Genomic DNA, 25,074 nt, shown 5'->3' with positions numbered 1-25,074 from the left:
CTGAATGGACGGAAGTTCCTGCACGGGCCTGATCCCGTACCGGACGGATGAGGGCGGTCAGGTGCCGAGGGCCGCGCCGAACGCGTCCGCCAGGTCCTGGATCCGCGCGGCGGTGAACAACTCGCCGCTGAAACGCCAGCGCACGCTCAGTCGGCCGTCGGTGAGGCTGGGGTAGACCTCGACCGGGCAGGGCCGCTCCATGTCGAACGGCCGGTCCCTGCCGACGAGTTCGGTGCGTACGTCAGTGAGGACACCTTCCTCGTCGCCGGCCTGTCCGGCGTCCAGGAAGGCCGGGCGGCCCCAGAAGGAGAAGAGCACCCCGGGCACCCCGATGGCGCCGAGCGCGCGCCGCGTTCCCGGGTCCGGGTGGTGGTGGCGCAGCGCCTCGAAGCCGAAGCCGGCCCGTGGCACGGACCGCAGCTCCCGCGCGACGTACGCGGTGTGGTCGGCGGCGGCGCGGCGTCCGGGCAGGGCGAGCGCGAAGGGGTAGGTCGTGTTGAAGTAGCCCACGGTGCGCCCGAGATCGAGCCCGTCCCCCGACCCGGGCGGGGCGCCCTCGGGGAGCAGGTCCTCCCGCCCGTGCCCGACGAGCTGCACGGCGACCTCTCCGCCGCGTACGCCCAGCCAGTCCTGGAAGGCGGCGCCGAGCGCCGCGAGCAGACGTTCGTACAGGGTGATGCCCTGTCCCGCGATGTCCGGCACGCCGAGGTCGGTGACCAGCTCCTGGGTGTTGCCCTCGACGCCGCGCGGGCCCTCGGGGACGGTCGCCCGTTGCGCGCCCTCGCCCCAGGTACGGTCCAGCCAGTACGAGCCGTCGAAGTCGTCGGGGCGGTCGGCGACGTGGCGGGCCAGGCGGCGCGCCCAGTGGAAGTAGGAGGGACCCGCCGGGGCGAGCGCACGGTCGTCGCCGTCGCGCAGGAGCGCCGACAGTTCCTCCGTGAGGATGTTCCACGAGTACAGATCGACCACGACGTGGTGGACGACGAGGACGAGTTCGTCGGGCAGCCCGGCCGGAAGGCGGAACAGGCCCGCGCGGCAGACGGGCCCCTCCCGCAGGTCGAGGGACTCGTGCAGTTCGGTGGCGCGCGCGTCGACGGTCTCGGCGATGCGTCCGGCGTCCGTGCCACGCAGGTCGAACTCGGTCACGGGCGGCGCCTCGGGCCCGGCCGACTGGCGCCACAGGCCCTCGTCCTCGCGCAGTCGGGCGCGCAGCACCGGGTGACGCCGCGCGAGCGTGCGCAGGGCACGCCCCACTTCGGCCGCGTCCAGGGGGCGGCGGGCGCGGTAGAGCACACCGTGGTTCCAGTGGTCGGGCCTGGCGGCGCCCCGCGCGAGGAACTCCAGCTGGGGCGGGGTGAGTTCGGCGGGATCGGTCTCGTCGGGGGTGCCGGCTGCGGTGTCGACGGCCTCTGCGTCAGGAAGCTCGGGGGCGGGCTCGGCGCGCGTCGTACGGGCCGCGGCCGCTTCGACCGTACGCAGCTCGAGGATGGTCCTCGGCCGCAGGGTGAGGCCGCGGCGGCCGGCCTCCGAGGCGATCGCGATGGCGGTGATCGAGTCGCCGCCGAGGTCGAAGAAGTCGTCGGTGACGCCGACCCGGTCCCGCTTGAGGAACTGGGCCCAGAGCGCGGCGAGTTCGCGCTCGACGTCCGTGCGCGGGACCACGTGGCCACCGGCCCCGGCTTCGTCCGCTGCTTCTGCGGGGAGGGTGCCGGCGTCGTCCGACGCCCGCACCGGCGCGGGGCCGCCCAGCAGGTCCCCCGTGCTCGCACCCGTGCCCTGTTCGGCGACGGCCTCCAGCAGCGACCGGTAGGCGTCGAGCCAGGCCTCGATCGTCGTGGCGCGGAAGCGGTCGGCCGCGTACTGGACACCGGCCCGCGTCTCCTCGCCGTATTCGAGGACGGCGACGCTCACGGGGAAGGTTGGCGCTCCCTGGCCCACGTCGAGGAGTTCGACGGCCGGCCCGTCGGGGCCGAGGCGCCGCAGTGGCGCGACGCCGCTGTTGAATCCGAACATCGTGGCGGCGAGCGGCTCGGCCGAGCCGGGCCGCGCGATCCGGCGGATGCGGTCGGTGGGCAGGTCCTGGTGGGCGAGCGTGGCCAGCGAGGCGTCGCGCACCGCGCCGAGCAGCGCGGAGAACGGCTCGTCGGGCCGCACCCGTACGCGCAGCACCAGGGTGTTGGCGTAGTTCCCGACCACGGGTTCGTCCACCGGCGCCCGCCCCGCCGCCGGTACGGCCACCGTCACGTCCGTCTCTCCGGTGATCTGCCACAGCAGGGCCGCCCAGGCCGCGAGGAACACCATGTTGGACGTGGAGCGTTCGTGCCGGGCGAGTTCGCGCAGCCGCCCGGCGAGCCGGGGCGCCACGGGCAGTTCACGGACGGCGCCGCCGGGGGCGGTCGCGTCCGCCGGGTCCTCGGGCAGCGGCGCGGGGCGGGAGCCGCTGAGATAGCCGGCCCAGAACGCCTCCAGGGTGCGCCCGGTTTCCTGTCCGAGGCGTTCGCGCTGCCCGGTCACGAAGTCGAGGTAGTGGCGGCCGGGCTCGGGGGCCGCTGGGGCCGTACCGGCCAGGTCCTCGAACAGGAGCCGCCACGACCAGCCGTCCACGAACAGGTGGTGGTACGTGAGCAGCAGGACGTGCCGCTCGCCGTCGGCGAAGCGCGCGCGGATCAGCTGGTGGCGGGCCGCGGGCCGGCCGTACGGCGAGAGGGGGGCCGCGACGAGCGCGCGCAGCCGGTCGAGCAGAACGCCTTCGCCGTCACCCAGGGTGTGGCCGGAGAGGTCGAACTCGACCTGTTCCAGGACGACTTCGAAGCGGTCGGCCGGCGCGACGCACTGCACCGGGCCGTCCGGGGTGTCCCGCAGAGAGGCCCGCAGCATCGGGTGCCGGCGCACCAGCGTGGTGAGCCGGGCCGCGAGAGACCGGGGGTCGGGCTCGCCGTCGAGGAGCAGCGCGGCCGGCACGTTGTACGCGCCCGACTCGGGATCGAGCTGCTGCGCGGCCCAGATGGCGGTCTGCTGCCCGGAGAGCGGGCCTTCGCGCACGTCTTCGCCCGCGACTCCCGGCGCCTCGCCCCGTTCTTGCCGGCCGTGCCCGGTATCCGATGTCGCCGTCTGAGGGGCCGCCTCGGCCACGGCGTCCGCGAGGGAGCGCAGGTCGGGCAGGTCGAAGAGGTCGAGGACCTCGATGTCGGTGCCGAAGTGCTCGTTGATCCTGGCCACCAGCTGGGTGCCGTTCAGCGAGTTCCCGCCCGCGTCGAAGAAGTCGTCGTCCTCGCCGAGCCCCGGCTCCTTGAGGACGTCCCGGGCGAAGCCGAGCACGATGTCCGTGACACTGCCCCCGGCCGCGGGTCCGGCCGTCTGTGCGCCGGCCTCGTCCGGAGCGTCGGGGGCGTCCTGCGGCGCATCCGGGACCGCTGCCATGGCGGGCCAGCAGTGCTCCTCCGCCAGGGCCGCGACGGGCAGCGGGACGCGGCGCACGGGCGTCCGTCCGAGAGCGGCCCGCCAGTCCACGGTGTGCCCGTGCGCGAAGGCCAGGGCCAGGGCCTGTACGGGGGTGGTGGCGACGGCCGTGGCGGGGTGTCCGGCGAGGAGCACGGACAGGGCTCCGCCGGGCGCCAGGTCGACGATCAGGGGGCGTGCGGCGAGCCCGGACAGGGCGCCGCGCAGGGCCTCGGGGTTGGGCGGCGCGGGCTCGGCGAGCGGGTCGCAGAGCGCGCCCATGGCCGTCGCGAGGTCCGTCTCGGCCCGCAGCACGCGGGCCGCGTGGGCGCCGACGCCGTGGGCGAGGACCAGGGCGGGCGCGAGACCGGCCCGCGCGAGCATCGCGTGCCCGCCGACCAGCCGCACCAGCGTGCGCTGCGCCGCGTTCCACTCGTCCGCGGACAGCGCCCGCCCGGCCTCCGCGTGGACGTCGGCGAACGCGGGGTGTTCGGCGGCACAGGCACGCAGCTCCGCGGCAGTGGTGGCGACCGTGTCGCCGAGTGCCACGACGAGGGGCGGCGTCGTGCCGGGCACGGGCGCCTGGGCGGGCCCGTGCAGTACGGCGTCCAGGTGGCCGAGGAGTTCGGTGGTGTCGCGCACGGTCCACGCGTGCCGCAGCGGGAAGTGTTCGCGCGCCGCCGTGAGGACCTCGCCGGCCGCGGCCAGGTCGAAGCCGGTGACGTCGGCGGCGATCAGGTCGCGCAGCCGCCGCACCTGGCGGTCGAGGCCCGACAGGTCGCGCGCGGAGAGCACGAAGGGGCGCTCGACGGCCGGGTACGGGGGCGCAGGCGTGGCGGCCGGTCCCTCCTCGACGACCATGTGGGCGTTGGTGCCGCTGAGGCCGAAGCTGCTGATGCCCGCGCGGCGGGGGCCACGGCCGGTGGGCCACGGCTCGGCGTCGCCGGCCGCGATCCGCAGGATGTCCTCAGGGAGGGCGAGCAGCGGGTTCGCCTCGCGGAAGTGCGCGGTGGGGAAGATCTCGCCGGCCCTGAACTGGGCGATGACGCGTATGAGTCCGGCGAACGAGGCCATGGAGCCGAGGTGCCCGAAGTTGCCCTTGACCGAGGACACGGGCCGTACGCCGACGCCGTCCCGCCCCGCGGCGAACGCGCCCGCGAGACCCTGGATCTCTATGGGGTCGCCGATCTTCGTGGCCGTGCCGTGTGCCTCGACGTAGCCGATGGTCGCCGGGTCGACGCCCGCGTCCTGCCAGGCGGCGGTGATGACCTCGCTCTGCGCGGCGGGGCTGGGCGCGGTGAGGCCGGTGCTGCGTCCTGCGTCCTGGTTGACGGCGCTGCCGCGCACGACCGCGGAGATCGTGTCGCCGTCGCGCACGGCGTCCTCGTACCGCTTGACCAGGACGAACCCGCCGCCCTCCCCGTAGGTCGTGCCGTCCGCCGCGGTGTCGAAGGGACGGCAGCGGTCGTCCGCCGACAGGACGCCGAGGCCGTCCGTGCCGGTGGTGCGGCGCGGCAGCGGGCCGAGGACGAGTTCGAAGCCGCCGACGAGGGCGAGGTCGCACTCGCCGCGCGCCAGCTTCCAGCGGGCCTCGTGCAGGGCGACCAGGAAGGAGGAGCAGGACGTGTCGATGACCTCGGCGGGACCGCGCAGGTCGAGGTGGTAGGCGACCCGGCCCGCCGCGTATGCGTGCAGACTGCCCGTCATCGCGGGCCCGGCGCCCTGCTGCCCGGCGGGCAGGAGGTTGTACAGGCTCGGATGCGGGGCGCCGTAGCCGGCCACGAGGACGGCGGTGTCGGTGCCCGCCAGCTCCTCGGGCGCGTATCCGGCCTCGCCGAGGGCGCGCACGGCGAGCTGGAGCATGCGGCGCTGGCGCGGGTCGGTCAGTTCGGCGTCGGCCTTGGAGATGCCGAAGTAGCGGTGGTCGAAGCCGGTGATGTCGTCGATCCAGCCGCCTTCGCGGTCGCCGGCGGTGCGTACGACGCCGGTGGCCTCGGCCCGCTTCTGCGGGAGCCCGCGCATCGCGTCGCGGCCCTCGCGCAGCAGCGCGGTCAGCGTGTCCCAGTCGGCGCACTGGGGGAATTCGAAAGCCGCGCCGACGACGGCGAGCGCGGCTCCCTCTTCGATCGTGCCCATGGGTCCTGCCCCCTGTGAGTGTGAGAGGTCGAGCGGTCCGGACGGATTCAGGCGACGCGCACGTCGGGCTCGGCGCGGTTCGTGATGGCGCGGGCGTCGGGCAGCGCGAGGCACGCCAGGTTGGCGACGGCGACGAGTGCCGCGGTGACGAGGAGCGGCGCGGCGGACCCGGTGAGGGCGGCGACCGGCGCGGCGACGGCGAGCCCGAGCGGTCTGGCCGCGAAGGACAGCAGGGCGTCGTACGAGTCGGCCCTGGCCAGCGCGTGCGGCGGGAAGTGGCGCTGCATGGTGGTCTGCCACAGCGTGTTGAGGACGCCGATGCCGAGCATGGCGATCCCGTAGGCGACCGCGTTCACCCAGACGGCCAGCGGCACCGCGAACGTGATCAGCGGGAGGGCGAACAGCGCGCCGCACACGGAGGTGACGATCAGGGGGCGCGTGGCCTTCAGGCGCGGGGCGACGAAGGCTCCCGCCAGCATGCCGGCCATGCCCGCCTGGTAGACGACGACCCAGGAGATCTCACCGCCGAGCCGCTCGATGGCGATGAGCGGTCCGAGCGTCATGAGCACCCCGGCCGCGAGGTTGGAGACCCCGTGCCCGACGAGGTTGGTCCAGAACCAGGGGCGGCTGCGCACCTCCTGCCAGCCTTCGGCGAGGTCCCTGAAGAACGTCGGGGTGTGCTCCTTCGCCTCCCTGGGCTCGGTCCGCAGGCCGCCCAGGGTGACGGCGCCGACGCCGAAGACCATCGCGGTGAACACGAAGGCCCAGCCCGCGCCGACGGCGACGACCAGGACCCCCGCGATGCCGGGCCCCGCCACGAGGGCGAAGCCGCGGGCCACGCCGAGGTGGGCGTTGGCGCGCAGCCGTGCCTCCTGCGGAACCGTGGCGGCGACCAGCGGGGACATGGTCGGCGTACCGAAGGCGATGGCGGCGCCGGTGACGGCGGAGAGCACCGCGAGGTCGCCGATCCGGACGGCACCGAGCAACAGCTCGGCGCCGATGGCGAGTTGGGCGACGCCGCGCACCAGGTCGGCGGCGAACGCCACCCGCTGGGCGGGGAAGCGGTCGGCGAGCACGCCGCCGACGGGCAGCAGTACGAGCTGGGGCACGAGTTCGGCGGCCAGCACGATCCCCAGGTCTGCGGCGCTGCCCGTCGCCCTGATCACCGCAAGGGTGAGCGCGGTCGGCACGAGCGCCGTGGCCAGGAAGGACAGGGTGCGCCCGACGAGGAGTCGCCGGAAGCCGGGCACGCGGAACACGTTCACGTCAGGCTGTGAAGGCATCGGCCAGCCGTTCCATCAGAGCGTCGGGGGCCTTCAGGAAGTCGTAGTGCCCGCCGTCGAGCACGGGGAAGGCGACGCCGTCGGCGTACGCGTCCCAGCCCTTGAGCTCGTCGTGGGTGACCTCGGGGTCGTCGGACCAGTGCAGGACGGTGATGTCGAACGGCACCCGTACGGGCCGCTCCATGCCGTACACCCGGTTCGCGCCGAGGTCCTCGCGCAGCACGGCGAGGCCGAGCTCGATGAGCGCGGGGTGGGCGGTGCCGCCGCGGGAGACGGCGAGGAACTCCAGCTCGGCCTTGAGTTCGTCGTCCGTCATGTCGAGGAAGCGGTCGTGCGGGCAGTCGTGCGGCGCGACCTGCGCCGAGACGAACACCGCCTCGGGCAGCGGCAGTTGACGCTTCGCGAGCAGCCGCGCCGTCTCGAAAGCCGGCAGTGATCCCGCGCAGTGCCCGAAGAACGCGAAGGGCCGGTCGAGGTAGGGGGTCAGGGCCTCGACGAGGTGCCCGGCGAGCTCCTCGTACGTGCCGTAGTGCGGCTCGCGCATCCGGTTCTCGCGGCCGGGCAGCTGGACGGCGCACACCTCGATGCCGTCGGCGGGGCCGAAGCGGGCGGGCCACGCGTTGAACATGGACGCGCCGACCCCGGAGTAGGGGAAGCAGAAGACGCGCGCCGCGGCGTCCTGCGACGGTTTCCTCAGCAGCCAGGGCGTGGTGGCCCTGACGCCGGCGGACACGGGATTCACAGACATACTCCACCTGTCTCGGTGTGCTTCGGGGGGGGGTGAGGCGGCTGGTTCCCGCGGGCGTCAGCGCGGCGCGGTCACGACGGGAAGGCTGGTCATCCCGGCGATGAAGACCGACTTCAAGTGCTGCGGCGGCCCGGCCGGTTCGACGGACCGGAACCCGGCGAGGAACTCCTCGAAGAGGATCCGGAAGGTGACGCGGGCGAGCGTGGCGCCCAGGCAGTAGTGCGGGCCGTGCCCGAAGGCGATGTGCCGGTTGTCGGCGCGCAGCAGGTCGAACCGGTACGGGTCGGTGAACACGTCCTCGTCACGGTTGGCCGAGCCGATCCACACGGCGACGGCCTCGCCCGCGGGCACCCGTCCGCCGCTGAGTTCGGTGTCCTCGACCGCGTAGCGCAGGAAGCTGCTCGCGGGGGACGTCCAGCGCAGCCCCTCCTCCACCAGGCCGGGGATCAGCGCGGGGTCCTCGGCGGCCTTGCGCAGCTGGTCCTCGTTCTCGGAGAGCGCGAGGAGCGTGCCCGAGACGGTGTGCGGTGTCGTCGCGTTGGCTCCCAGGAGGAGGCTGTAGCAGTTGTAGATGACCTCCGCGTCGCTCAGCTTCGCGCCGCCGGCGTCCATGGTCATCAGATGGCCGATGAGGTTCTCGCCGGGCCCTTCGGTGCGGCGCGTGCGCAGGGTCTGCGCGAAGAACTCGAAGAGCTGGTGGTGGGCGATGGCCAGCGTCGCGGCCCCGCTGGTGCCGACGCGGAAGGTCTCGTCGTCCGGCGCCGCCGCCATCGCGGTCCATCGCACGAGGTCGTCCCAGTCGGATTCCGGTACGCCCATCAATGCGCCGGCCACGGTCATCGGCAGGTCGTAGGCGCGCTGTGCGACGTCCCAGACGCCGCCGTCCCTGGCGGGGGCGAGGAAGTGCGTGACGGCCTGCCGGATCCGGCCCTCCCAGTCGGCGAGCGCGCGGGCCGTGAGCTTCCCGTTGAGAGGCCGGCGCAGTTCGCCGTGGCGCGGCGGGTCGGTGGAGACCAGCATCTGGCCGGCGGAGATGTCGTCGTGGCCGAGCTGGGTGAGGATGCTGCCGCGTTCGGAGGTGAAGGCGCGGTGGTCACCGAGGACGCGACAGGCGTCCGCGTAACGGGTGACCGACGTGAACGCGCGTCCGTTAGGCAGCACTTGGCGGTGCAGCGGCGCGTCGGCCCGCATGCGCGCCCACACGGCATGGGGGTCGCCGGCGGCGTGGAACGCGGGGTCGAAGAGGTCGGCGTCCGCGAGGTCCGCGGCCGACGCGGGAGTGCATCCTGCGGTGATCCTCACGCGGCGTCCCGCGCCTTGTCGACGGCCGCGGCGAGGCCCGCCGGCGTCGGGTCGAGGTAGAAGGCGACGGGGGATATCTCCACGCCGTACTCGCGCTGGAGGTCCGCGGTGATGCGGACGCCGATCAGGGAGTGGCCGCCGAGTTCGAAGAAGTCGTCGTCGGCGCCGATGCCGTCGATGCCGAGGCGGTCGCTCCACAGGCGGGCGACGGCCGTCTCGGTGCCGGGCGCCGGTTCCCGGTACGCCGCGGCGAGTTCGGGCCTGCCGGGCGAGCGCTCGGCGATGAGCGCGGCGCGGTCGACCTTTCCGTTCGCCGTCAGGGGCAGCGCGTCGACGATCCTGACCCGGGACGGGATCGTGTACTCCGGCAGCACGTCGGCGAGGCGCCTGCGCAGGTCGAGGGTGGAGGGCTCGTCGCCGGGCCGGCCCGTGACGAACGCGACGAGGCTCTTGCCGCCGGCCGGCTGCTCCTGCGCGACGACGGCCGCCTCGGCGACCCCGGGCAGGGCCGCGAGGGCGGACTCCACCTCGCCGGGTTCGATGCGGAAGCCGCGGATCTTCACCTGCTGGTCGGCGCGCCCGTGGTACTCGATGACGCCGTCGGGGCGCCTGCGCACCAGGTCGCCGGTGCGGTACATCCGGGCGCCCGGCAGGGTGGCGTACGGATCGGGCAGGAAGCGTGCGGCGGTCAGGGCCGGCGCGCCGAGGTAGCCGTGGGCCAGCCCCTCGCCCGTCGCGAAGAGTTCGCCGCTCTCCCCGTCGGGGACGGGACGCAGGTTCTCGTCGAGGACGTGGACGCCGGTTCCGCGGATCGGCCGGCCGATCGGCACGGCCCCGGTCACGGGCCCGGTGATGGTGTGGCAGCAGGTGAAGGTGGTGTTCTCGGTGGGGCCGTAGCCGTTGACGAGCGTAGTGCCCGGCAGCGCGGCGACGGCGCGGTTCACATGGGGCGGCGACAGGACGTCCCCGCCGGCGAGCAGGACGCGCAGCCCGCGCAGGTCGTCGAGGCCGGACTCGACGACCTGCTGGAAGAGGCCGGCGGTCAGCCAGAGCACGGTCGTGCCCGAGTGCCGCACCAGCTTGGTGAGTTCGCTGACGGACAGGTCGCGGTCGGGGGCGAGGTCGAGGCGCGCGCCGTTGAGCAGCGGCGCCCAGATCTCCAGGGTGGACGCGTCGAACGCCATCGGCGCGTACTGCAGGAACACGTCGTCGGCGGTGGTTTCGAGGAAGTCGGCGCCGAGCACGAGGCGCGACACGGCGCGGTGCGGAACGCAGACGCCCTTCGGCGCGCCTGTCGAACCGGATGTGTAGGCGAGGTACGCGGAGTCGGCGGGGGTCACGCCGGGATCGGCGGGCGCCCGCGCGGGCAGGTCCGCGTCGAGCGGCAGGGCCGTGCACCCGTCCGGCAGGTCCCCGTGTGCGCCGGGCGCGGTGAGGACGAACCGGGCGTCCGCGTCGTCGAGGATCAGCCGCCTCCGCTCCGACGGGTAGCGGCGCTCGAGCGCGAGGTAGGCGGCGCCCGCCTTGAGGATGCCGAGCAGGCCCACGACGGTGGCGACGGAGCGCGCGGCGTCCAGGGCGACCACGTCGCCGACGGCCACTCCGAGGTCCTGGAGGTGCCGGGCGAGACGGTCGGAGCGCTCGTCCAGTTCGCCGTAGGTCAGTTCGCCGTCGTCACCACGGACCGCGGCCTTGCCGGGCGTGCGGCGGGCCTGCCGGGCGAAGGTCGCCCCGATCGACAGGGCGTGCGAAGGGTACGGCGCGTCCACGGACCAGCCTCCATGCCCGGGGGTCGCCCGGACCTCGTCGGATAACGGCGCCTGGGTCGGCGCCGGGGAGTTCGAGGATCTGGCGGCCGACGCTGCTCCGGCCGCCGTCGCATCATCACCGTGCGCCCTACTGGTCCGCTGCTGCCGCGGACTCGGTCCGCCGTCGCCGCCGGGGCCGTCGCCGGTGGCGAAGCGATAGCTGAGTGATAGCGGCGTCACCTACGATCCACGGGCTGGGTCCGGGCAGAGGTCCGGGCCCGTATTCAAGGGAAAGCGGGAACACGTGCGTAGGACCACCACGTTCACCCTGGCAGCACTCGTCGCAGCGGCCGTCCTGCCCCTCACCCTGGGCCTGGGGGCGGCCATCGACGACACTCCGTGGCCCGGCCCACAGGCCGGCACCACCGCTGCCGCACAGAGCACCGTCACACCGTTCGACACCCCGTGGCCCGGCCCTGGCACCAACTCGGCCGAAGGCGCCGCCTAGTACCGGCCGAAGGCGGCCTAGCGCTCGTCCGGCAGACCGTCGCCCCGGGTCCGGCCCGGGCCGGCGGTGTTCGCCGGTCCACCGGTGCGGCAGACGACGCCGTGGTGGTCACCGAGGAGCATCCGGTCCTCGATGGCGACCTCCAACTGGGCCAGTTCGAGGCGCGCTTCGGCTGCGCCGACCCGGTCCATGATCCGCTCGCGGATCGCGATGGCCTCACGCAGCCGGGTCTGGGCGACCCCGGTGCGGCCGAGCCGGGCGTTGACCAGTCCGAGACCGTGCAGGATGCGCGACTCCCCCGCCATGTCCCGGCGCTCACGGACCTGCCCCAGGACGCCCGTGAGGATCTCCTCGGCCTCCGTGTAGCGGCCCTGGCGCTGGCGCAGCACGCTGAGTACGTAGCGGACCTGCACCTCCACCCGCTGGCTGCCGGTGGCACGGCAGATCGCCAGGGCCTCCGAGAGATGGGCGCCCGCGGCGTCCCGGTTGTCGCGGTCGATCTCCATGCTCGCCATGTGGACGAGGACACTCGCGGCGCCGACCGAGTCACCGGCCGAGCGGAACTCCTCCAGCGCGGGCCGGTACTGCGCGAGAGCCGCCTCATTGTTGCCGCGCCGCTGGTCGAGCAGGGCGAGGTTGCGCCGGGTCATGGCCTGCCCGTGCACGTCGCCGAGTTCGGCGAAGACGTCGCGGGCCACGCCGAGCCGCTGCCCGGCCGCGGTCAGCTGCGAGCGGCTGATGTGCAGGGAGCCCAGCGAGCACATGAGGGCGCCGTACCCGCGGCGCGCCCCGGCCTCGCGCACGCTGTCGAGGGCCCACAGATGGGTCTGCTCCCAGTCCTCGAAGTAGCAGCGGGCCTCGAAGAGCGAGACGAGGCTGACGGCCAGGTCCCAGCAGGCCTCGGCCTCACCGGCGTCGGCCGCGAGCCGGATCGCCGCACACGCGTTGGCGCGCTCGGACTCCAGCCAGCCGAGCGGATCGGCGAGCAGGCGGTCGAAGTACCCGGCGGGGAACCGCAGGCGCGGCGCCGTGCCGTGCAGCACCGTGAAGTGGCCGCCGTAGATGCGGCGATGGGCCTCCTCCACCGCGGCCAGCCAGCCGCCGACGACGCGGGCGACCGCCGCGCGCTGCCCCTCGGGCCCCTCGGTCCGGTCCAGCTCCTCACGGGCGAACAGGCGTATGAGCCCGTTGAGTTTGTAGCGGGGCGATCCGGTCGGGTCGGTCCCCTCGACGTGCAGGATCTGTGCGTCGACGAGGAGTTCCAGCAGGTCGGCGGCGTGGGGCAGGCCCGTGTCGAGCAGGGCGGCGGCCGTCCAGGCCGGGATCGACGTGCCGTCGAGGAGGCTGAGGAGCCGCAGCAGACGGCGCGCCTCCTCGTCGAGCCCGTTGTACATCAGGGCGAGGCTGGTCCTGATCGCCAGGTCGCCGTGCGCCAGTTCGTCAAGGGTGCGGTGCTGGTCGGAGAGGCGCTCCACCATCCAGGCGAGGGACCAGTGCGGGCGGGCGGCGAGGCGCGCGGCGACGATCCGCAGCGCCAGTGGCAGCCGCCCGACCATGTGCCCGAGGGTCTCGGCCGCGGCCGCCTCATCACGTACGCGCTGCGCCCCGATGACGCCTTCGAGCATCTCGAGGACCTCGGCGTTCTCGAACACGTCGACGTTGAACGCGCGGGCCCCGGCGAGCCCGGTGATCCGCGGGCCTCCCGTGATCAGTACGGCACAACTGGCGCTGCCGGGCAGCAGCATGCGCAGCTGGTGTTCGCTGCGAACGTTGTCAAGGACGACGAGGACCCGGCGGTCGGCGAGCAGATGCCGGAACATCTCGGCACGCTCGTCCACGTCGTCCGGCAGCGCGGCGCCGGGTACCCCGAGGGCGCGCAGGAACCGGCCGAGCACGGCGGCCGGGGTCAGCGGCTGGGCGCGGGTGCCGCCGACGTCGCAGTACAGCTGGCCGTGCGGGAAGCGGGCGGCGACGCGGTGGGCGACGTGGACGGCGAGGGTGCTCTTGCCCGCGCCCGGCGGCCCGGTCAGCGTCACGATGCGGGTGGCCTGGTTGCCGTCGTCGCGCAGGGCCTGGTCGATGCCCTCGATCAGGCAGGCCCGGCCGGTGAACCCGGCGGTGTCGGAGGGCAGTTGGAACGGCACGAGCGGTGGGACGGGCGCCGGTGCGACCGGCGCCGGCGGGACGGGGGCGGCCCGCACGGGCTCCGGCTCCCGTGGCGCGATGCCGGGCTCGGGGGGCAGCGCCGCCTCGCCCGACAGGACGGCGAGTTCCAGCCGCTTGAGTTCGTCGCTCGGTTCCAGGCCGAGCTCCTCGATCGCGAGGAGCCGTCCGGCGCGGTACGTCTCCAGGGCCTCCGCCTGCCGGCCGGAGCGGTAGAGGGCCAGCATCAGCTGGCCGCGTATTCGTTCCCGCAACGGGTGCTCGGCGACGAGCGCGCGCAGCGAGCCGACCAGCCGGCCGGGCCGTCCCGCCTTCAACTCGAGTTCTGTGTACGTCTCCAGAGCGACCAGCCGGTTTTCGTCGAGCTCCGACGCCTTCGACCGCAATTTGCTGCTGACAACTCCGCTCAGCGCGCGTCCACGCCACAGACCGAGCGCTTCGTCGAGCAATTCCGCGGCGTTCGCGGCCCCTTCGGCAATCAGGGAGTTGGCCTCGGCGACTTTCTTAGCGAAAACTTGACTGTCGATCTGCTGATCGCCGACCTGGATCACATATCCGGGATCCCTGGTCACGATCGCGTCGCCTTCATCGATTTCCCCGAGAGCGCTGCGCAGCGAGGAGATGCAGGCCTGTATCTGGGTGCGCGCCGTGGATGGCGGAAAATCGCCCCACACGGCTGCGATCAGGCTCTCCGCGCTGACCACGCGGTTGGCCTCCAGGAGCAGCATGCCCAGGATCACTTGCTGTCTGCCGCGCGCGATGCGGCATTCCCGCCGATCGCCGCCGATGACTTCGAGTGGCCCGAGAATTCGGTAACTCGCTGTTGCTTCTGCTGTCACGACGGCTCCCCCCTAAGGAGTGGACCGGACGCGGGCGTCCCATCCGCCCCCGTCGGCCACCGAATCGATGTGACTATACAGCGATGATCGTGTGTCGCGAGTCTCCACCAGTGCGCTCGACACCTGGTCAGGGCATTACTTAAGCCCTCTCACCTGGTCCTCACGTGAACTGAGGCAGGGCGGTTCATTTACGTTCAACCAACCGATCCGTAATGTCGCTTGAGGACCGAACAGTTCAGTACGTCCCGTGCGGCGGCGGGTACCCGTACCCCGCGGCGGGGGCGGGCGCGGCCGGGGCCGCGTGGGCCTCGCGGTCGTAGAACGGGCGGGCGTTGGCACGCAGCCACAGGGCTACGGGGTCGTGCTCGTCGGACATCGCGACCGTGGAGACGGGCAGCCCGTCGGGCACGGCGACGACCGACTGCTGCATCATGGCGCGCACCGCGTCCACGGACACCGGCGACGTGTCGTACACGTCGAGGCCGATCGCCAGATAGGGCGCGCCGAGTGTGGGCTGGACCCAGGCGCGGCGCAGCGAGCGGATCGCCGTGGTGCGGTGCGCGTTCTGCGTCAGCAGGGCGTAGAACTGCGGGATCTCGATGGCGGGGTCGCTCAGGCGCAGGGGTCCGGCGGGCTGGCGGTCGAGGCCGCCCGCGATCCGGCGCAGGTCGAGCCACGGGATGCCGACTCCGCCGCCGGGCGCGTGCGGGTTGAGCCAGAGGCCGTAGTGGTCGGGGTAGAGCGTGCGGGCCGCGTCGACACCGCCGACGACCTCGTAGGCGCGGCTCCAGCCGGAGGCGGACAGCTCCTGGGCGGAGGTGACACAGGGGGCGTACGAGAAGCCGCCGACCTCCATGTTCCCGTACTGCGCGTCGGGGGATCCGGCCTGGCCGTGCCAGAGCAGCATCCACACCTGGCCGGCGCCCGGGTCCGCGAGCGCGTTGAGCAGCGCCTCGTAGGCGTCGTAACGCCCCGGCGTCACCTGGCGCAGCATGTGCTCGACCTGACCGGCCGCGGCCGTGCCCGACGCACTCACCCGTAACCGCCCCTTCGTGACGTACTCGACGATTTCGACCCGCTCCCCGCGGCGGGACCGCCCAGACAGGTCATGAAACCAGCTTAAGCGGCGATCCTGACACCGACTTGACGTACGCGCGGTCGACCGCTTTCCCGTGCCGTCCTCGAACGGGGACCGGCGCCGGGGTTTCAGTGACCCTGCGTGTAGAACGGCCGCAGCGTGCCGCGCATCCAGTCGCCGACCGGATCCTGGGTGATGTCGAGCAGGACGAGGTTCACCGGCCAGGGCGCCGGGGCCCGGCCGAGCGCGCGGCCCAGGGCGTCCATGGGCAGGTTGCGCGCGGGGCCCTCCCACTGCGACAGCTCGACGCCGACGAAGAGGGTCGGGTCGCCGCCCTCGACGCTGGCGAGGCAGCGGCGGGCGGTGAGCACGACGCCGGCCGCCTCGAACTCCTCGCGCACGGCGGCCAGGAAGTCGACCGGGTCCTCCTGCCAGTCGGGTTCGTAGAGGCTGACCCGGCCGCCCGTGGCGGGCCCGTCCAGCGGCGTACGCCCCGACTTGCACAACTCGGCGACGGCGGGCGGGGGCAGCGGGACGCCGACGGCGCCGTCCGGGTTCACCGCGATGCCCACCTGCGGGGGCAGTCCGCGCGCGAACTCGACGGCCGGCGCGACCGTGCAGCCCATCCGGTCGCCGACGACCGCGAGGAACTGCTCCTCCGAGCTGAAGACGGGCACATAGGCCTGGCCCTGGATCTCCAGCGTCGGCAGGTCGAGGTTCGGGCTGCCGGGCCCGCCGCCCTGGGGCAGCGGTATCCACACCTGACTGCGCCCGAGGACCTCGACGATCCGTCCGCCCGCCGAGTCGACCCCGAGGGAAGCGGCGAGCACCTCCTCCAGCTCGTTGGCCGGCCACCCACCGTACGGGTGTGCGTGAGCCTGCGCCGGAATGTCCATGTGCCTACCACCCGCTCTGGAACCGCTCTGTCTGCGGCCGAACCCTAGCGCGTACCGATGACACGACACCCTCCGCATCCGCCCGCACACCGAGGGTCGCCGCCGGTCAACTCCCCTCGAACCCGATCCCGTTCAGCACATCCGTCGCGTCCCGGTCGAGCAGCACGGCGGAGGCGCAGCCCCACGGCAGGTCACCGCGCTCGGCCGACTCCACCAGGAATCCGACAGCGCGGCGGTGCCGGGCGAACGCGTAGCGCGAGACCCCGCGGCCGCGGTCCCGCTGGCCGGCGAGCGCCGTCTCCGCGTCGACGTCGAGCAGCATCAGGTGCAGATCCACGCCGCGCCGCCCGGCCTCCCTGGCCAGCCAGCGCCGCACCCAGGCCTGCGTGCCGCAGTCGTGCAGGACGACGCTGTCTCCCGAGCGCAGGGCCCGCCGCAGCCCGGCGAAGTGCGCGAGCCGCACGAGCGGGCGGTACACGGCGTACGGGAGCAGCCGCGGCAGCCGGGCCGCCCAGCGGTCACGGGTGTCCTGCGAATCGATACGCACGGCTCCCCCGGCGCCGACCACGCGGCGCATCAGCGTGGACTTGCCGCTGCCCGGGAGACCCGAGATCACGATCAGGTCGCCCCGCGCGAAGCCGAGACGGCGCGGGGTACGTCCGGCTCTGCCGCGCAGATCCCTGACGACGGGACCGCGCCCTGACAACTGCCTGGGACGGGACACCGCCCGCTGCGCGACCCCTGTCGCCGCGTACGCACCAGCCACTGCCTTGTGCACCGTGATCGTCCTCCCCGCTCCGGTCACGCCACCCTTGCCCGCCAAGTGTAAAGAGACGGTAATGCCGTACAAGTGGTTCCCCCGTCCGGTCGGCATGCAATGATGTGCGCGCCAAGAGCACGACCAACTGCATACCGGCCGCTTGAATCCGCGCGGGAGAGCTCCCCGGACGCCTACGCGTCCCCGGGGGCGCCGAAGGAGCAAGTTCCTCCCTTGAATCTCTCAGGCCCCGTACCGCGCGGGCGAGGCATATCTGAAAAGCGGGCGGCCCTCGGCCGCTCCACCCAAGGTGCAAGCCGCGACCACCAGTACGTGTGGCGCCGGCGAACCTCTCAGGTTCCGATGACAGATGGGGAGGGAGACCATCGCCCTCGTCTGTCATGCCTGGGATCCTGGAGCACCACTCATGAGCAACGTCCCCCGTAAGACCGCCCTCGACGCCCTGCACCGCTCGCTGGGCGCGACGATGACCGACTTCGCGGGCTGGGACATGCCGCTGCGGTACGGCAGCGAGCGCGACGAGCACCTCGCGGTCCGCACCAAGGCGGGCCTCTTCGACCTGTCGCACATGGGCGAGATCACCGTCACCGGGCCGCAGGCCGTCGACCTCCTGGACTACGCCCTCGTCGGCAACATGTCCACGATCGGCCCCGGCCGCGCCCGCTACACCATGATCTGCCAGGAGGACGGCGGGATCGTCGACGACCTGATCGTCTACCGCCTGGGCGAGGACGAGGCCGGTCTTCCGCAGTACATGGTCGTCGCCAACGCGGGCAACGCGCAGATCGTCCTCGACGCGATCACCGAGCGCGCCGCGGGCTTCGACGCCGAGGTCCGTGACGACCGCGACGCCTACGCGCTGATCGCCGTCCAGGGCCCCGAGTCCCCCGGCATCCTGAAGTCCCTCACGGACGCCGACCTGGACGGCCTCAAGTACTACGCGGGCCTGCCCGGCACCGTCGCCGGCGTCCCCGCCCTCATCGCCCGCACCGGCTACACCGGCGAGGACGGCTTCGAGCTGTTCGTCGCCCCGGAGCACGCCGAGAAGCTGTGGCAGGCGCTGACCGACGCGGGCGCGCCGGTCGGGCTCGTCCCGGCCGGCCTCTCCTGCCGTGACACGCTCCGCCTGGAGGCGGGCATGCCGCTGTACGGGCACGAGCTGACGACGGCGCTGACCCCCTTCGACGCCGGTCTCGGCCGCGTCGTGAAGTTCGAGAAGACGGGCAACGAGGGCCGATTCGTCGGCCGCGAGGCGCTCGAGGCCGCGGCCCTGCGCGCCGAGACCGCTCCGCCGCGCAAGCTCGTCGGCCTGATCGCCGAGGGCCGCCGGGTGCCGCGCGCCGGGATGTCCGTGGTCGCCGACGGCCAGGTGATCGGCGAGGTCACCTCCGGCGCCCCCTCCCCCACGCTCGGCAAGCCGATCGCCATCGCCTACGTGGACGCGGCGCACGCCGCCCCCGGCACCGAGGGCGTCGGCGTGGACATCCGCGGCGCCCACGAGCCGTACGAGGTCGTGGCGCTGCCGTTCTACAAGCGCCAGAAGTAGCCCGACCAGTCCTCACAGGGGCCGCCGGAAGTAACCCAGCGCACACCCCTCTCGTTCCGCAGCACCCACCCGCGTACAGGAGAATTCAGATCATGAGCAACCCCCAGCAGCTGCGCTACAGCAAGGAGCACGAGTGGCTGTCGGGCGCCGAGGACGGCGTCTCGACGGTCGGCATCACCGAGTTCGCGGCCAACGCGCTCGGCGATGTCGTCTACGCCCAGCTCCCCGAGGTCGGTGACACGGTGACCGCGGGCGAGACCTGCGGCGAGCTCGAGTCGACCAAGTCCGTCAGTGACCTGTACTCCCCGGTCACCGGCGAGGTCGTCGAGGCGAACCAGGACGTCGTGGACGACCCGTCGCTGGTGAACTCCGCCCCGTTCGAGGGCGGCTGGCTGTTCAAGGTCCGCACCTCGGAAGAGCCGAAGGACCTGCTCTCCGCGGACGAGTACGACGCGTTCTCCGGCTCCGGCAACTAGGGACACCACGACCATGTCGCTCATGAACACCCCCCTGCACGAGCTCGACCCGGACGTCGCCGCCGCGGTCGACGCCGAGCTGCTCCGTCAGCAGTCGACGCTGGAAATGATCGCGTCGGAGAACTTCGCCCCGGTCTCCGTCATGGAGGCCCAGGGTTCGGTCCTGACCAACAAGTACGCCGAGGGCTACCCCGGCCGCCGTTACTACGGCGGCTGCGAGCACGTCGACGTCACCGAGCAGATCGCCATCGACCGGGTCAAGGACCTCTTCGGCGCCGAGTACGCCAACGTCCAGCCCCACTCCGGCGCCTCCGCCAACCAGGCCGCCCTCTTCGCGCTCGCCAAGCCCGGCGACACGATCCTGGGCCTGGATCTCGCCCACGGCGGCCACCTCACCCACGGCATGCGCCTGAACTTCTCCGGCAAGCAGTTCGACGTGGTCGCGTACCACGTCGACGAGGCCGGTCTCGTGGACATGGCCGAGGTCGAGCGCCTCGCCAAGGAGCACCGCCCCAAGGTGATCATCGCGGGCTGGTCCGCCTACCCGCGCCAGCTGGACTTCGCCGCCTTCCGCCGTATCGCGGACGAGACCGGCGCCTACCTGTGGGTCGACATGGCCCACTTCGCCGGCCTCGTCGCCGCCGGGCTGCACCCCAACCCGGTCGAGTACGCGGACGTGGTCACCTCCACCACGCACAAGACGCTCGGCGGGCCGCGCGGCGGGATCATCCTCGCGAAGAAGGACTTCGCGAAGAAGCTGAACTCGTCCGTCTTCCCCGGCTTCCAGGGCGGCCCCCTGGAGCACGTGATCGCCGCCAAGGCCGTCTCCTTCAAGATCGCCGCGAGCGAGGACTTCAAGGAGCGCCAGCAGCGCACCATCGAGGGCGCCCAGATCCTCGCCGCCCGCCTGACCTCGGACGACGCCCGCGCCACCGGCGTGAACGTGCTGTCCGGCGGCACCGACGTGCACCTGGTCCTGGTCGACCTGCGCGAGTCCGAGCTGGACGGCCAGCAGGCCGAGGACCGCCTCCACGAGGTCGGCATCACGGTCAACCGCAACGCGGTCCCGAACGACCCGCGTCCCCCGATGGTCACCTCGGGCCTGCGGATCGGCACCCCGGCCCTGGCCACCCGCGGCTTCCAGGCCGAGGACTTCACCGAGGTCGCCGACATCATCGCCGAGGCCCTGAAGCCGGAGTACGACGCGGCGTCCCTCAAGGCCCGGGTCACCGCCCTCGCCGACAAGTACCCCCTGTACCCCGGCCTGAAGTAGTTTCGTACGCATTTGTACGTATGAAATTTCGGGGCACCGCGCACACTGGACAGTGAGAGCGGTGCCCCGCCCCGTGCACCGCCCTCCGTATCGCATTGCGCACCGCCCGGCGGACAACGGCGTCCGCCGAAACCCCACCAAGGAGTTCCCCGTGGCCATCTCGGTCTTCGACCTGTTCTCGATCGGCATCGGCCCGTCCAGCTCCCACACGGTCGGCCCGATGCGGGCGGCCCGCATGTTCGCGCGCCGCCTCAAGAACGAGGGCCTGCTCGCCCACACCGCCTCGATACGCGCCGAGCTCTACGGCTCCCTCGGCGCCACCGGACACGGCCACGGCACCCCCAAGGCGGTCCTGCTGGGCCTGGAGGGCGACTCGCCCCGCACCGTCGACGTGGAGAAGGCCGACGACCGCGTCGAGGCGATCAAGACCTCAGGGAAGATCAGCCTGCTCGGCGTCCACGAGATCCCGTTCAGCTTCGACGAGGACCTGGTCCTGCACCGCCGCAAGGCGCTCCCGTACCACGCCAACGGCATGACGATCTTCGCCTACGACCGCGAGGGCGCCCTCGTCCTGGAGAAGACGTACTACTCGGTGGGCGGCGGCTTCGTCATCGACGAGGATGCCGTGGCCGGCGAGAACCCGATCGTGCCCGAGGACACGGTCCTCAAGTACCCCTTCCGCACGGGCGACGAGCTGCTCCGCCTCACCAAGGAGACCGGCCTGTCCATCTCCGCGCTGATGCTGGAGAACGAGAAGGCCTGGCGCACCGAGGACGAGATCCGCTCCGGACTCCTCGACATCTGGCGCGTCATGCAGGCCTGCGTCTCGCGCGGCATGTCCCGCGAGGGCATCCTGCCCGGCGGCCTCAAGGTCCGCCGCCGCGCCGCGAACTCGGCCCGCCAGCTGCGCGCCGAGGGCGACCCGACGGCCCGCGCCATGGAGTGGATCACCCTCTACGCGATGGCCGTCAACGAGGAGAACGCCGCGGGCGGCCGCGTCGTGACCGCGCCCACCAACGGCGCCGCGGGCATCATCCCCGCGGTCCTGCACTACTACATCAACTTCGTGCCCGGCGCGGACGAGGAGGGCGTCGTCCGCTTCATGCTCTCCGCGGGTGCCATCGGCATGCTCTTCAAGGAGAACGCCTCCATCTCCGGCGCCGAGGTCGGCTGCCAGGGCGAGGTCGGCTCCGCCTGCTCGATGGCCGCGGGCGCGCTCGCCGAGGTCCTCGGCGGCACCCCCGAGCAGGTCGAGAACGCCGCCGAGATCGGCATGGAACACAACCTCGGCCTGACCTGCGACCCGGTCGGCGGCCTCGTGCAGATCCCCTGCATCGAGCGCAACGGCATGGCCGCCGCGAAGGCCGTCACCGCGGCCCGCATGGCCCTGCGCGGCGACGGCCGCCACCACGTCTCCCTCGACAAGGTCATCAAGACCATGAAGGAGACCGGCGCCGACATGTCCGTGAAGTACAAGGAGACGGCGCGGGGCGGCCTCGCCGTCAACATCATCGAGTGCTGACGATCAGCGGGGGGCTGAGGGCGGCGACGGTCACAGGGTCGCCGTCGTGCCCTCCCCCGACCCGCTCCCCGCGAGCCACTGGTCCCAGCTCAAGTTGAAGGCCGCGTAGCCGTTGTCGGCCGGGGCCTTGGCGCGCGGCGAACCCGTGATGGTGACGGGGTCGCCCTGCTTGACCTGGCCGTAGAACCACTTGGCGTCGGCCAGCGACAGGTGGACGCAGCCGTGGGAGCCGCGGGCGGAGCCGCTGCCCGGGTTCGGGTCACCGGTCGAGTAGTGGACGTACGTGCCGGACTGCGTCAGGTGGACGTCCCAGGGCAGCGTCAGGTCGTAGTAGTTGGCGCTGCCCTTGTCGCAGCTGATGCCGACGCTGCAGGAGGTCATGTGGACCTTCTCCTGCTTGTCGATGACGGCCATCGTGCCGTTCCACGTCGGGAACTCGGCGCTGCCCGCGTTGATCGACAGCGTCCGCACGGCCCGGCCGTTCTTGGTGACCTTCATGGTGTGGCCGGTGACGGAGACGTCGGCCCGGACGTCGTCGCCGACCGTGAACGAGTGCGTGTAACCGTGCACGCCGTATCGGCCGTTGCCGTTGCTGACGCCCTTCATGTCGGCTTCGACCTTCACCTTCGTACCGGAGGGCCAGTACGTCTTCGGCCGCCAGTCGGCGCGCTTGTCGCCGAACCAGTGCCAGGCGCCGGCCACCGGCTGCGAGGTGCTGACCTTCATGTGCTTCTCGACCGAGGCGCGCGCCTTGGCCGCCACCGGGTTGGTGAAGACCACCGAGATCGGCATCGCCACACCGACCTTGGCGTCGCTCAGCGGAGTGATCGTCTCCAGGAGCATCGGCGGGCCCTTGGGCTTCGCCGGTGCGGGCTTGGCGCTCGCGCCCGGCTTCCCCTCCTCCTTCCCGTCGTTGCCGCCCGCTGCCTTGTCGCCACTGCCGCCGCCGCAGGCGCTCGCGCCCACCAGCACCGCGACCGTCACGAGCGCGATCCCTATTCCGCCCTTGCGCCGTCCCACGACCTGCCCCACTCTCCGATTCACCCCTTGCCCCCCATCGGGCCCGACTCCCTGTCAGACATTCACACGGCTCCGGCAGTTCCGCGGCGCCATGTAAAGCGTGTTCCAAGACTGCGGCCACCGAAACGTCCTGGCGGCGGCTCACGCACAGACGGATCAACGTGCGAAAAGGGGTCCCCCGACGAGACCGGATCGGGGACGATGGTTTTCCGACCTCGTCGCCCCACCCACCAGTCGCCCCACCGACCAGGAGGCCAGCATGCTGCGCGGTATCGACGTCAGCTCGTACCAGTCCACGTTCGACACGGACGGCCTGTCGTTCGTCTTCATCAAGGCGACGGAGGGGCGTTCGTACGTCAATCCACGCCTGACCTCGCAGACGAAACTGGCCCGTGACGGTGGCTGTGTCGTCGGGTTCTATCACTTCCTGTGGCCGGGCAACCTCACGGCCCAGGCCGAATACTTCGTCAGCAAGGCCCCGGAGAAGTCGGGGGAACTGCTCGCCGTGGACTGGGAGACGACCGGGGAGGGCACCCACGCGAGCAACGCGGAGAAGGACCGCTTCATCCGCGAGGTGAAGCGCCTGCGCCCCCATCACCGGGTCCTGCTCTACACAAACAGGAATTTCTGGCTGAACGTGGACACGACGTCCTACGCGGGTGACGGGCTCTGGATCGCCGACTACACGACGGCGGGCAAGCCCCGCATCAAGGCGAAGTGGCGTTTCCACCAGTACACCGACAGCCCCCACGACAAGAACGTCGCCGATTTCACGAGCAAGGGCGCGCTGCGGGACTGGGCCACCCCGTGACGCGCCCTCGCACCCGGCGACTCAGGCGCGCCACTCCGCCGTACGCTCCGGGGACGCCTCGGAGAGGGCCTTCCTGACGGTGTCCGCGTCCGCCGCGAGTCCGTAGACGGGGGTGCCGGGCTGCTGGCGCCAGGACTCGTCGAGGCCGCCCGTGTCGACCGAGTCGAAGCCGATCCCGTCGAGAAGGCCGCGCACGACCGTCTTGGCCGCCTCGTCGTCGCCGGCGAGGGGCAGGGCGATGCGCTCGGCGTCGCCCTTGGGGCGCGGCCTGTCGAGGAGGTCCTGGGCGTAGGTGCCGTTGAAGACCTTGACGACCGGGTGGCCGATCTGGAGCTCGGTCCAGCGGCTCTCGGGCAGGCCCTCCTCGATGGCGGCGATGCGGCCGTCGCGCTGCTGCGGGTAGTAGTTGCCGGTGTCGATGACGGTGACGCCTTCGGGCGCGTCGTCCAGGAGTCCGTCGGGCAGGCCGGGGACCGCCTTCATGGGGACGGTGACCACGACGACGTCGGCGCCGCGGGCCGCCTCGGCGACGGTCACCGGCGTGGCACCGGTCTCCTCGGCGAGGTCGCGCAGGGTCTCGGGGCCGCGCGAGTTGGCCACGGACACGTCGTGGCCGACCGCGGTGAAACGGCGGGTGAGGTTGCCGCCGATGTTGCCGGCGCCGATGATGCCGATCTTCATGTCGTGCCCTTCCGGATGTGCGTGCGGGGTGACACGGCGGTCAACCGGTGCCTCCGGGGGCGTATTCCGGGCCGCAGCCATTCGGGTCAACCAGGCCACGAATGGGCGGCCAGGCCCTAGTCGTGGCGCGCCAACTTGCCCTGCATCATGGCGAGTTCCTCCCGGGCCGCGCGTTCCGCGGTGTCCTCGTCGCCCGACGCCACGGCGTCCACGAGCGCGGCGTGCGCCTCCTCGCCGTGGCCGGCCTCGGCGGCGCGGACGTCGACGAGGGCGAGCAGGTCGATGAGGCCCTGGCGCAGGGCGGGCGCGAACTCGGCGAAGAGGTCGGTGAGTACGGGGTTGTGCGCGGCGGCCACGACCGCCGCGTGGAGCGCGATGTCGGCGTCCACGAACGCGGCACCGCCCTCCCGCGCCGTCGCCCTGCGCGCGTCGAGCGCTGCGCGCATCGCCGCGACGTCCTCGGGGGTGCGGCGGCGAGCGGCGAGGCGCGCGGCCTGGACCTCCATCAGGGCGCGGACCTCGTAGACGTCGGCGACGGCCGCGGCGCGCAGCCGGGCGGGCCAGTCGTCGACGGGCCGGTCGGCGGTCACGAAGACGCCCGCGCCCTGGCGGGCCCGGACGAGTCCGGCGCCGGCGAGGGCGCGCAGGGCCTCGCGGACCGTGGAGCGGCCGACGCCGAGTTCCTTGGCGAGGGTCGTCTCGCCGGGCAGCTTGGTGCCGACCGGCCAGTGCCCCGACGCGATCTGCTCGCGCAGCCGCTCGGCGGCCTGTTCGACCAGGGGGCTTGGACGGAGCGCACCGAGCGCCACGGGAATCACCTGCTCTTCT

General features: G+C 72.6%; 18 protein-coding genes and 1 riboswitch. Of the genes, 6 read left to right on the top strand and 12 right to left on the bottom strand.

Annotation, left to right across the window (positions count from 1 at the left end; genetic code table 11):
• Positions 1-57 precede the first annotated feature (57 nt).
• The 5 genes from ACIPWY_RS23075 to ACIPWY_RS23055 form a co-directional block, all read right to left on the bottom strand.
• The gene (locus tag ACIPWY_RS23075) at positions 58-5,574 is read right to left on the bottom strand and encodes a condensation domain-containing protein (protein ID WP_401534722.1); all 5,517 of its coding nucleotides are present in this window, start codon (positions 5,572-5,574) and stop codon (positions 58-60) included.
• 47 nt (positions 5,575-5,621) lie between these two features.
• Positions 5,622-6,857, bottom strand: coding sequence for an MFS transporter (locus ACIPWY_RS23070; RefSeq protein WP_393704145.1), 1,236 nt, complete (start codon positions 6,855-6,857; stop codon positions 5,622-5,624).
• Positions 6,841-7,599, bottom strand: coding sequence for a thioesterase II family protein (locus ACIPWY_RS23065; RefSeq protein WP_401534719.1), 759 nt, complete (start codon positions 7,597-7,599; stop codon positions 6,841-6,843). Before ACIPWY_RS23065 ends, ACIPWY_RS23070 begins: the two co-directional genes overlap by 17 nt.
• 63 nt (positions 7,600-7,662) lie before the next feature.
• Positions 7,663-8,907 carry a cytochrome P450 gene (locus ACIPWY_RS23060; protein WP_401534717.1) on the bottom strand — a complete coding sequence of 415 codons (1,245 nt, stop codon included), beginning with the start codon at positions 8,905-8,907 and terminating at the stop codon, positions 7,663-7,665.
• Positions 8,904-10,676 (bottom strand): amino acid adenylation domain-containing protein, encoded by a 1,773-nt coding sequence (locus ACIPWY_RS23055; RefSeq protein ID WP_401534714.1) that lies wholly within the window; start codon positions 10,674-10,676, stop codon positions 8,904-8,906. The genes ACIPWY_RS23060 and ACIPWY_RS23055 overlap by 4 nt, the downstream gene beginning before the upstream one ends.
• Positions 10,677-10,959: 283 nt before the next feature.
• On the opposite strand from ACIPWY_RS23055, the gene ACIPWY_RS23050 reads away from it, so the two are divergent.
• Positions 10,960-11,163, top strand: coding sequence for a hypothetical protein (locus ACIPWY_RS23050; protein ID WP_362904555.1), 204 nt, complete (start codon positions 10,960-10,962; stop codon positions 11,161-11,163).
• 17 nt (positions 11,164-11,180) lie between these two features.
• Here ACIPWY_RS23050 and ACIPWY_RS23045 read toward each other — a convergent pair whose 3' ends face one another.
• The 4 genes from ACIPWY_RS23045 to ACIPWY_RS23030 all read right to left on the bottom strand — a co-directional run bounded on the left by ACIPWY_RS23045 (position 11,181) and on the right by ACIPWY_RS23030 (position 16,917).
• Complete coding sequence (locus ACIPWY_RS23045; protein WP_401534711.1) at positions 11,181-14,165, bottom strand: AfsR/SARP family transcriptional regulator; 2,985 nt, start codon at positions 14,163-14,165, stop codon at positions 11,181-11,183.
• 235 nt (positions 14,166-14,400) lie between these two features.
• Entirely contained in the window at positions 14,401-15,201 is an 801-nt protein-coding gene (locus ACIPWY_RS23040; protein ID WP_362904551.1) for an enhanced serine sensitivity protein SseB C-terminal domain-containing protein, read from the bottom strand.
• 170 nt (positions 15,202-15,371) lie between these two features.
• Positions 15,372-16,139, bottom strand: coding sequence for an enhanced serine sensitivity protein SseB (locus ACIPWY_RS23035; RefSeq protein ID WP_393704134.1), 768 nt, complete (start codon positions 16,137-16,139; stop codon positions 15,372-15,374).
• A gap of 106 nt (positions 16,140-16,245) precedes the next feature.
• On the bottom strand, positions 16,246-16,917 hold the full coding sequence (locus ACIPWY_RS23030; RefSeq protein ID WP_393704132.1) for an AAA family ATPase: 672 nt from the start codon (positions 16,915-16,917) through the stop codon (positions 16,246-16,248).
• 143 nt (positions 16,918-17,060) lie between these two features.
• Positions 17,061-17,164: riboswitch (glycine riboswitch) on the top strand.
• A gap of 159 nt (positions 17,165-17,323) precedes the next feature.
• On the opposite strand from ACIPWY_RS23030, the gene gcvT reads away from it, so the two are divergent.
• The 4 genes from gcvT (at position 17,324) to ACIPWY_RS23010 (ending at position 21,734) form a co-directional block, all read left to right on the top strand.
• Positions 17,324-18,463: a glycine cleavage system aminomethyltransferase GcvT gene (gcvT, locus tag ACIPWY_RS23025; RefSeq protein ID WP_362904547.1), complete on the top strand. Its 1,140-nt coding sequence runs from the start codon at positions 17,324-17,326 to the stop codon at positions 18,461-18,463.
• Positions 18,464-18,555: 92 nt separating this feature from the next.
• Positions 18,556-18,939, top strand: a complete 384-nt coding sequence (gcvH, locus tag ACIPWY_RS23020; RefSeq protein ID WP_100598297.1) for a glycine cleavage system protein GcvH — start codon at positions 18,556-18,558, stop codon at positions 18,937-18,939.
• Positions 18,940-18,952: 13 nt separating this feature from the next.
• Positions 18,953-20,212 carry a serine hydroxymethyltransferase gene (gene glyA, locus ACIPWY_RS23015; protein ID WP_362904545.1) on the top strand — a complete coding sequence of 420 codons (1,260 nt, stop codon included), beginning with the start codon at positions 18,953-18,955 and terminating at the stop codon, positions 20,210-20,212.
• A 151-nt stretch (positions 20,213-20,363) separates the two neighbouring features.
• Entirely contained in the window at positions 20,364-21,734 is a 1,371-nt protein-coding gene (locus tag ACIPWY_RS23010; RefSeq protein ID WP_389538806.1) for an L-serine ammonia-lyase, read from the top strand.
• 30 nt (positions 21,735-21,764) lie between these two features.
• On the opposite strand, the gene ACIPWY_RS23005 is transcribed toward ACIPWY_RS23010, so the two are convergent.
• Entirely contained in the window at positions 21,765-22,766 is a 1,002-nt protein-coding gene (locus ACIPWY_RS23005; protein WP_393704128.1) for an Ig-like domain-containing protein, read from the bottom strand.
• A 247-nt stretch (positions 22,767-23,013) separates the two neighbouring features.
• Here ACIPWY_RS23005 and ACIPWY_RS23000 point away from each other — a divergent pair, with 247 nt between their 5' ends.
• On the top strand, positions 23,014-23,565 hold the full coding sequence (locus ACIPWY_RS23000; RefSeq protein ID WP_362904539.1) for a glycoside hydrolase family 25 protein: 552 nt from the start codon (positions 23,014-23,016) through the stop codon (positions 23,563-23,565).
• A gap of 21 nt (positions 23,566-23,586) precedes the next feature.
• On the opposite strand, the gene ACIPWY_RS22995 is transcribed toward ACIPWY_RS23000, so the two are convergent.
• Together ACIPWY_RS22995 and ACIPWY_RS22990 are read right to left on the bottom strand one after the other, a co-directional pair.
• Positions 23,587-24,327, bottom strand: a complete 741-nt coding sequence (locus ACIPWY_RS22995) for an NAD(P)-binding domain-containing protein (RefSeq protein ID WP_362904894.1) — start codon at positions 24,325-24,327, stop codon at positions 23,587-23,589.
• Between the two features lie 35 nt (positions 24,328-24,362).
• Positions 24,363-25,055 carry a FadR/GntR family transcriptional regulator gene (locus ACIPWY_RS22990; RefSeq protein ID WP_393704270.1) on the bottom strand — a complete coding sequence of 231 codons (693 nt, stop codon included), beginning with the start codon at positions 25,053-25,055 and terminating at the stop codon, positions 24,363-24,365.
• Positions 25,056-25,074 lie beyond the last annotated feature (19 nt).

Source organism: Streptomyces sp. NPDC090032, from assembly GCF_044748025.1.
Lineage (GTDB): Bacteria > Actinomycetota > Actinomycetes > Streptomycetales > Streptomycetaceae > Streptomyces.
This window is presented reverse-complemented; position numbering and strand designations above follow the sequence as displayed.